The 5017-nt window shown below is 65.6% G+C and carries 4 protein-coding genes; 3 read left to right on the top strand and 1 reads right to left on the bottom strand.

Annotated features, from left to right (window positions below):
- The 3 genes from GPA21_RS19290 to GPA21_RS19280 all read left to right on the top strand — a co-directional run.
- Window positions 1–323 (top strand): ATP-binding cassette domain-containing protein (locus tag GPA21_RS19290; RefSeq protein WP_168989701.1); only part of this gene is annotated, 323 nt, incomplete at its 5' end.
- Window positions 324–333: 10 nt separating this feature from the next.
- Complete coding sequence (locus GPA21_RS19285; protein WP_168989700.1) at window positions 334–2697, top strand: ABC transporter permease; 2364 nt, start codon at window positions 334–336, stop codon at window positions 2695–2697.
- Between the two features lie 71 nt (window positions 2698–2768).
- Window positions 2769–3962: an efflux RND transporter periplasmic adaptor subunit gene (locus GPA21_RS19280; protein ID WP_168989699.1), complete on the top strand. Its 1194-nt coding sequence runs from the start codon at window positions 2769–2771 to the stop codon at window positions 3960–3962.
- 25 nt (window positions 3963–3987) lie between these two features.
- On the opposite strand, the gene GPA21_RS19275 is transcribed toward GPA21_RS19280, so the two are convergent.
- A partial coding sequence (locus tag GPA21_RS19275; RefSeq protein WP_211163715.1) for a GGDEF domain-containing protein occupies window positions 3988–5017 on the bottom strand: 1030 nt, incomplete at its 5' end.

Here is a 5017-nt window from a genome sequence, read left to right as displayed (position 1 = left end):
GGCTAGGTGAGCGCATGGACCACTTTCCTTCGCAGATGTCCGGGGGCGAGCAGCAGCGGGTGGCGATTGCGCGGGCGATCGCCAAGCAGCCCGAGGTGCTGCTGTGCGACGAGCCCACCGGCGCACTGGATTCGAAGACCGGCATCCGCGTGCTTGAGGCCCTGGAACACATCAACCGGGAGATGCGCACCACGGTCGCGATCATCACCCACAACGCGATGATCGGCGAGATGGCCGACCGCGTGGTGAGGTTGCATGACGGGCGGGTGGAGTCGGTGGAGCGCAATGCGACCCGTCGCCCGGCGAGCGAGATCCGCTGGTAGGGGCGGCAGGATGCGTGCGCTCGACCGCAAGCTGTTGCGAGACCTCGGCCGGATGAAGGGACAGGCGGCGGCGATCGCGATGGTGATCGCAGCGGGCGTGATGACGCTGATGATCTCGGTGACCAGTCTCGATGCCTTGCGCGACACGCAGCGCGCCTTTTACGAGGATCATCACTTCGCTGACGTTTTCGCGGATCTCAAGCGCGCGCCGGAGGGCATGGCCGAGCGCTTGAGAGAGATTCCCGGCGTGAATCGTCTCGAGACCCGGGTCAAGGCGCCGGTGCGCCTGGAAGTACCCGGGTTCGACGATCCGGTGCGTGGGCTGCTGGTGTCGATTCCGGACGGCCGCCAGCCGCTCCTCAATCAGCTCTACCTGCGCGAAGGCAGCCTGCCGGAATCCGGGCGGGCAGACCAGGCGGTGGTCAGCGATGCCTTTGCCGGGGCGCACGGCCTGCGCGCCGGCGACACGATCTCCGCCATCATCGACGGCCGCCTGACCAGGCTGCGAATCACCGGCGTCGCGTTGAGCCCCGAGTTCATCTACCAGGCCGCCCCGACCGACCTGCTGCCGGATTACCGTCGCTACGCCATCGTGTGGATGAACCGCAGGGCACTTGCGCGCGCCTACGGCATGGACGGTGCCTTCAATAACGTGCTGGTCGGCCTGCAGGCTGGTGCCCGCGAAGCGGAGGTGATCGATGCGCTTGAGCAGGCGCTGGGGCGCTACGGCCTGGTCATGGCAAACGGGCGCTATGAGCAGCAGTCGCATCGCTTCCTGCATGAGGAACTGCAGCAGTTGCGCGCCCAGGCTGCGATCCTGCCCACCATCTTCATGCTGGTATCGGCCTTTCTTCTCAACGTGGTGATGAGCCGAATCATCCGCACTCAGCGCGAACAACTGGCGGTGCTGAAGGCCTTCGGCTACACGAATCTCGAGGTGGCGACGCATTACGGCATGCTGACCGCACTGATCGTCCTTGCAGGCTGGGCGGTCGGTGTGGTGCTTGGGGCCTGGTGGGCCGGTTGGCTCATCGAGCTCTACGCGGAGTATTTCCGCTTTCCCGACATGAGCCTGCGGGTACAGCCCTGGGTGGCGGCGCTGGCGCTGGCAGTCGCGGGCGGGGCTGCCCTGCTTGGCACCGCGCGTGCGGTCTGGCAGGCGGTTGCCCGACCACCGGCCGAGGCCATGCGACCGGAGCCACCGGCCAGCTTCAGGCGCGGCTGGTTCGAGCGGGCCGTGCTGGGACGGCTGCTCGATGCGCCCGGCCGAATCATCTTTCGCAATCTTAGCCGGCACCCGGTCAAGGCATCGCTGTCGGTGGCGGGGATCGGCATGTCGGCCGGTCTGCTGATGATGGGGGCGTATCAGCTCGACGCGGTCGACCACATGATCGACACGCAGTACCGTCTGGTTCAGCGCATGGACGTCCATCTGGTCTTCAGCAACCCGACGCCGGCCCGTGTCGAGGCGGAACTGCGCAACGAACCAGGCGTGCTTGCGGTCGAGACCTACCGCAGCGTGCCGGTGCGACTGGTCTCCGGACATCGCCGCTACTCGACGTCCATTCTCGGCATGGACCCCGAGCCGCAATTGCGACTCCTGCTTGATCGTCAGCGACGCCCGCAGCACCTGCCATCCGAGGGGCTGCTCCTCACCGACTACCTCGCGACCGATCTCGGTCTCGCCGTTGGTGATCCGGTGGTGGTGGAAATCCTGGAGGGACACCGTCGTACCCTGACCATTCCGCTGGCGGGGGTGGTCGACGAACCGATCGGGGTCGGTGCATACATGGCACGCGAGGCGCTGAATCGCGCAATGCGCGAGGGGCCGGCGGTAAGCGGGGCCTGGTTGCTCAGTGAGCGTGAGCGCGAGGCGGCGTTGTTCGACCGGCTGGGGCGACTCCCGGGTGTGGCGAGCATCGGCATGATGTCCGACGCCGAACGCGACATTCGTGAGTACATGGGCGACACCATTCAGATGTTCGCGCTGGTATTCGTGCTGCTGGCCTGTTCGATCGCCTTCGCGGTGGTCTACAACAATGCGCGGATCACCTTCGCCGAGCGTGCCCGCGAACTGGCCACCCTGGAGGTGCTGGGCTATTCGCGCTTGCAGACCGGCTGGATCCTGCTCGGCGAGATCGGGGCCCTGACCCTGGTGGCCGTGCCGGTCGGCTGGCTGGTCGGGGCCGGATTCTGCCTGGCGATCAATCAGGTCTACAGTACCGACCTGTTCAGGGTGCCTCTTGTCATCGCACCACGCGCCTACGCGTTTGCGGCCGCGGGGGTGTTGGTGGCTTCCTTGCTGGCCGGGCTGATGATGCTGCGCCGGCTCGGCAGGCTCGACAAAGTGTCGGTGCTGAAGGCGGTGGAGTAGTCTACGGGCATGGCTTCGGAGCACGGGTGGAGTTGGGCCGCCGGTATGGCCGGACCACGGGAATGGATGCAATGAGAATACGCAGTCGAGTCGTCACGGTCGTGTTGGTGCTGGCGGGCATTGGCCTGCTGGCGTGGGCGTTGGCGCCTGCGCCGGTGCCGGTGAGCACGAGCCGTGTGGACGTCGGCCGGTTTGTCGAATCGGTGAGCGACGAAGGCCGCACCCGCCTGCGCGACACGTATACGGTGTCGGCGCCGATATCCGGCTACCTGCAGAGAGTTGGCCTGGAAGTGGGCGACCGGGTGTCGCTCGATCAGGTCGTGGCGACACTCGAAGCCATGCCGACGCCGGCACTCGACGCCCGCAGCCTCGAGCAGGCCCGGGATCAGCTTGCGGCGGCCGAAGCCCGCTTGCGCAGCGCGCAGGCCAACCTGCTCACCGCACGCGCCGAGGCGCGCTTTGCCGAGGCCGAGTACGATCGCTACCGGCAACTCTTCGACCGCAATCTGATTGCCCCGACGGAGATCGAGCGTCGCCAGAGCGAGCGCGACCGTCAGCGAGCACTGGCCAGCGCGGCTTCATATGCGGTGGACGTTGCACGTTTTGAGGTGGACACCGCGCGCGCGGCGATCAACATCGGCAGCGGCGAGCGGGCGACGGACGAACAACTCAGGCTGGACGTCCGCGCACCGGTTGCCGGCGTGGTTCTGCAGCGCTATCGCTGTTGTGAAGGGGCGATCGGTGCCGGTGAGCCGATCCTGGTCGTCGGCGATCTTGCCGACCTCGAGATCCAGGTCGACCTGTTGTCCATGGACGCGGTGCGCGTGCGGCCCCAGATGCCGGTCCGCGTCACCGGCTATGGCGGCGAGGCGGTGCTGGAAGGTCGGGTCAGGCGCGTCGATCCGGCCGGTTTCACCCGGACTTCGGCTTTGGGTGTGGACGAGCAGCGGGTGCCCGTGATCATCGATTTCGACGATCTCGCCCAGGCCTCCGCACACCTGGGTGTCGGCTTTCGTGTCGAGGCCGAGTTCGTGCTGTGGCAGGGCGAAAACGTGTTGCAGATCCCGACCAGCGCGCTGTTCCGGTACGACGATCGCTGGTCGGTCTTCGTCGTCGAGGAAGGCCGGGCCCGCGTTCGGAGCGTTGAACCCGGCCGCCGGGCCGGCCTGATCACCGAGGTCCGTACTGGCCTTGCGGAGGGAGATGTCATCGTGACACACCCGGGCGACCGGGTGGCCGACGGGGTGCGGGTACGACCTGATTGAGTCGGTCGGAGGCGCTGCTCAGGTTTCACCCTGCGGCGAGCACCAGCCGGTCTCGGCCAGCCTGTTTCGCCTCGTAGAGCGCTTCGTCGGCGCGCGCGAGTGCTTGTTGCCAGTTTTCGCCGGGCTGTATCCGGATCGCGCCAGCGGAACAGGTGACGGATCGGCCGTTCACCTTTACTCGCTCTGACGTAGCCGTTCGGAGCCGCTGAAAAACGGCTTCGGCCTGTGCGGTATCAATATCGGGCATCCACAGCAGGAATTCCTCGCCGCCGAGACGATACAGTCTGTCGCTGCGACGCAACTCGGCCTGGACGGTACTTGCCCAGGTGCGAAGTACCGCGTCGCCGGTTTCGTGCCCGCACTCGTCATTGATGCGCTTGAAGTGGTCCAGGTCGAGTGCCGCGATCACGCCCTCTCGGCCCCAAGCGCCAAGTTGCTCGAAGTCGAACTCCAGTTGCCTTCGGTTGCCGATGCCAGTCAGCGGGTCCAGCAGGCTGAGCGATCGCCAGTTGGCGATACGGTGTTGTGCTTGTTGCGAGGTCACGAAGCCAAGAATGGCGGTGAATACCGTCGTGAAAACGAAAAATGGCAAACCTTCGCCGCCCCCCAGCTCGTGCCAGGAAAGAGACGCTGCTCCGGCGATGGAGAGCAGACCGAGCATGATTGCGGCGCGTGGCGGCACCAGAAAGAACAGGATCAAAACGCCCGGAAAAGTCCAGAATAATGCGGCAAAACGCGCGGAATATCCTATAAGCCATAAGCTGACGACAACCGACAGCGCCACAATCCAACCCGACAGGCGGGTGTCACCGGTGCGCCATGCTCTCCATGCACAGGCAAGGAGCACCATGGACAGGCCCACATCGTTGGCCATAGCAACCCAGTTTCCCAGCCATGCTCGATACACTGCGAACGGGAGTAACCAGACGACTGCTACCCCAGCGCACATGACGAGCACCGCCAGGGTGTAATCGCGACGAAACCGTTCGATTAGTCGAACCTGGTCGTTGCGATGCCCGCCGTCAGGGAGGAAGAGAGGAGACCTGGCCTTAATG

Source organism: Azoarcus taiwanensis (assembly GCF_012910885.1).
GTDB lineage: Bacteria > Pseudomonadota > Gammaproteobacteria > Burkholderiales > Rhodocyclaceae > Azoarcus_F > Azoarcus_F taiwanensis.
Note: the sequence above shows the minus strand (reverse complement) of the source record. Positions and strands in the feature narration are given on the sequence as shown.